Raw genomic sequence first — 3,399 nt, forward strand, 5'->3', positions numbered from 1 at the left:
ATGGGGGCGCCGCTGCTCCGCCGCGTCGCCCGCCGCCGACCGTCCAACAGGCACTGAGTTCAATGGCGCGTCCACGGCTTCCGGGTCCACCGCCCAGAGGCGGCCGGTAGAGGCAACGGTGACGGCCTTGTACTCCACGGATTCGGAGAAGCCGAGCAGCACCTCGGCGCGGGGCGCGCCCCGCGCCAGTTGCGCGGTCCAGGCGTCCAGGCCGGCGGCGTCCGGGGCGCGCCCGAGGACGTTGACGTAGAGCCGCGTGACGAAGCCCGCGTCGTCGAGTTGGCCGTAGCGCTGGCCGAACTCGGCCGAGCCGAGGAAGCCGTCGGCGGCGGCGGTCAAGGCCGTGGCGCCGGCGTCCAGCGCCGCCACCCAGTTGCTCAGGCCGGTGGTCTCCGGGCCGCGCCTGAAGGCCGCGTCCTACAGCCGCCAGACCTGCCCGGCGGCGCCCGCTGGGTCGAGGTGGAGAGTGCCATTTAGGAAGCCGATTCGTTCGCGGAAGGCGAGCGCGTCCACGTCTTCGGGTCCGGAAAGAAACACGCCCATGGACTCCGGAACCGATTGGCCCAGGGGCGTCGGAGCGAGTTGGGTTCGGCGTTTGAGCGCGCCAATGAGGAACGTGTCCATCCCGATGATGCCTCCGAAATGGTCGTCGCCCGCGCCGCCGTACGCCGTGTCGTTTCCGCCGTCGCCGAACAGCGTGTCGTTACCGTCACTCCCGAACAGGGTGTCGTTCCCGCTGCGGCCGTGCATGACGTCGTTGCCGCCGTAACCGTTCTGGCGTTCGGCCGCGTTCGAAAGTGCGATGAAGTCGTCGCCCACGAAGACCGCCTGCCCGAAGGCGCTCCGGTCGCCCCTCAGCCAAGCCGCGAGCAGCGGTCCGGTGATGAGGGCGTCGTCCGCCCGCATCACCACTTGGCCTGCCACCGTGTACCGGACCACGTTGACCTGCGCGGCGCCGTTCAGCAGGTTTGCGCCGCGGGTGCCGGAGTTGCTCCCGTACAACTCGATGGTTGCGGGCGGGCCCGAGACGCTCCCGTTGAGGACGAGCCCGCGGTCATCGGAACCGCCGAGGTTAAACTGGTTGGAACCGGGCAGGAGCGTGTTCCAAGGGCGGATCGGGTCGACGGCCAGGACGAAGTTGGACACGCGCGGTGCTTCCGGAATCAGCGCCGGTTCTGCATCTTAATATTCAGAATAAACACTAAAAATCGCACGGCCCGGGGTAGAACCCGGCGCCGTTCGCGCAAACGCGCGGCGCCCCTTCCGCCGGCTGCGCCTTGCCCATACCGTGTCGCTAACGACAACCCAGGCCCCCCGGAGACGACCAAGACGATGCGCCGCCTCGCCCTCGCCGCAGCCCTGCTCTGCGGCACCGCCCTTTCCGTATCGGCGCAGACCCTGCGCTGGGCCAACGACGGCGACGTCAACTCCATGGACCCCTACACGCGGAACGAGACGCTGTTGCTGGCCTTCAACAGCCACATCTACGAGCCGCTGGTCCGCCGGGACCGCAACGGCGACCCTGAGCCGGCGCTGGCCGAGCGGTGGGAGCAGCCCTCCCCCACCCTGTGGCGCTTCCATCTACGCCGCGGCGTGAAGTTCACCGACGGCACGCCTTTCACCGCCGACGACGTGGTGTTCAGCGTCCAGCGCGTGCGTGCGCAGGGCTCCAACCTCAATGCGGTGGTGGCCACCGTCAAGGAGGTGCGGAAGGTCGACGACCACACGGTGGAGTTCGAGACGGACGAGCCGAACCCCATCCTGCACCGCGAATTCACCACCTTCGGCATCATGTCGAAGCAGTGGTCGGAGAAGAACAACGCAACACGCCCCGCCGACCTGACCTCGCGCGAGGAGAACTTCGCCACCCGCAACGCCATGGGGACCGGGCCCTTCCGCTTGGCCAGCCGCGAGCCGGACCGCCGCACGGTGCTGGAGCGGAACCCGGATTGGTGGGACAAGCCGACGCACAACCTGGAGCGCGTGGAGTTCATCGTCATCGCCAACGACGCCACGCGCGTGGCGGCGCTGCTCTCGGGCGAGGTGGACTTCGTCTACACCGTGCCGCCGCAGGACGTGGACCGCATCCGCCGCACGGCGGGGATGCAGGTGCTCCAAGGGCCGGAGCTCCGGACCATCTACATCGGCTTCGACCAGGACCGGCCGCAGCTCCTCAAGAGCGACGTGCAGGGCAAAAACCCGTTCAAGGACGTGCGGGTGCGCCGGGCCATCAACATGGCCATCGACGCCCAGGCCATCCAGCGCACGGTGATGCGCGGCCAATCGCGCCCGACCGGCATGATGTGGGGCCCGGGTGTGAACGGCTTCCGCGAGGAGGACGACAAGCGGCTGCCGCTCGACGCGGAAGGCGCAAAGCGCCTGCTCGGCGAGGCCGGCTACCCGAACGGCTTCGGCGTCACGATGGACTGCCCGAACGACCGTTACGTGAACGACGAGGCGATCTGCACCGCGGTGGTGTCCATGCTGGCGCGGATCGGCATCCGTGTGAACCTCGTCGCACAGACCCGCGCCCGTTACTTTGCCGAGATCAACGCTCCGCGTTACAATACGAGTTTCTACCTGCTTGGCTGGACACCAGCGACCGGCGACGCGCACAACGCGCTGTTCAACCTGTTGGGCACGCGGGACGGCACCCGCGGCGTGTTCAACAACGGCGGTTACTCCAACCCGAAGCTCGACGACCTGATCCGCCGCATCGGCGTAGAAACCGACCAAGCGGCGCGGCAGCGCATGATCTCCGAGGCGTCGGCGCTCGTCCGCGAGGACGCGGCCTACGCGCCGCTGCACCAGCAGCAGATCGTTTGGGCGGCGCGGCAAGGCGTGGAGTTGGTGCAAACGCCGGACAATTACATCCAGCTACACCGCCGGACTCGCCTCCCACCCCGGTGACTCAGCGACCTCAGCGCATTACCTGAACAGCTCCACGGCGCGCGACTTCATTACTCACCGCCCGCGCCGCGAGACGTTACGCTTCATGTTGCTCCGGTGCTTGTGGCACCGGGGCGGCTTGGCGCGTACTTGGTTCCGGACCAGCGAGGCGACGTCGATTGTCCAACCTTTTCGAAGCGACCGCTCGGCTGCGGGCGCACCCTTGGCTCGGGTACGCTTTCGGTTGGACGGGGGTGCTGTTGGCCTTTTGGTTGCGCTCCTTCATCGGCGACGAACTCGTCGGCTACCCGTTTATCACCTTCTTCCCCGTCGTAGTGCTCACCGCTTTTTTGGAGCCCGGGCGTCCTGACAGCCGTCCTCTCGGGGCTGGCCTCCTGGTACTTCTTCATCCCGCCCCTCCAATCGTTCGACTTGAAATAGCCCGGCGGCTTCATCGCAATGGGCTTCTACGCTGCGCTTGTCGGGCTGGACCTATACCTGATCCGCGCC

Annotated in this window: 3 protein-coding genes; 1 reads left to right on the forward strand and 2 read right to left on the reverse strand. The window is 67.6% G+C overall.

The annotated features are described in order from the left end of the window. On the reverse strand, positions 1 to 369 hold a 369-nt coding region (locus ABD067_RS24920), incomplete at its 3' end, for a DUF4214 domain-containing protein (protein WP_343898127.1). A 48-nt stretch (positions 370 to 417) separates the two neighbouring features. Next, positions 418 to 1,146 carry a calcium-binding protein gene (locus ABD067_RS24925; protein ID WP_343898128.1) on the reverse strand — a complete coding sequence of 243 codons (729 nt, stop codon included), beginning with the start codon at positions 1,144 to 1,146 and terminating at the stop codon, positions 418 to 420. Between the two features lie 186 nt (positions 1,147 to 1,332). Between ABD067_RS24925 and ABD067_RS24930 the strand changes: the two genes are divergently transcribed. Continuing rightward, entirely contained in the window at positions 1,333 to 2,910 is a 1,578-nt protein-coding gene (locus ABD067_RS24930) for an ABC transporter substrate-binding protein (protein WP_343898129.1), read from the forward strand. Positions 2,911 to 3,399 lie beyond the last annotated feature (489 nt).

Origin of the sequence: Craurococcus roseus, assembly GCF_039523795.1 — a bacterium.
GTDB classification, from domain to species: Bacteria; Pseudomonadota; Alphaproteobacteria; order Acetobacterales; family Acetobacteraceae; genus Craurococcus; species Craurococcus roseus.

What these genes read in the sequence shown, in the direction of transcription:
- ABD067_RS24930 (WP_343898129.1), top strand. Translation starts at nt 1,333, where the DNA reads ATGCGCCGCCTCGCCCTCGCCGCAGCCCTGCTCTGCGGCACCGCCCTT.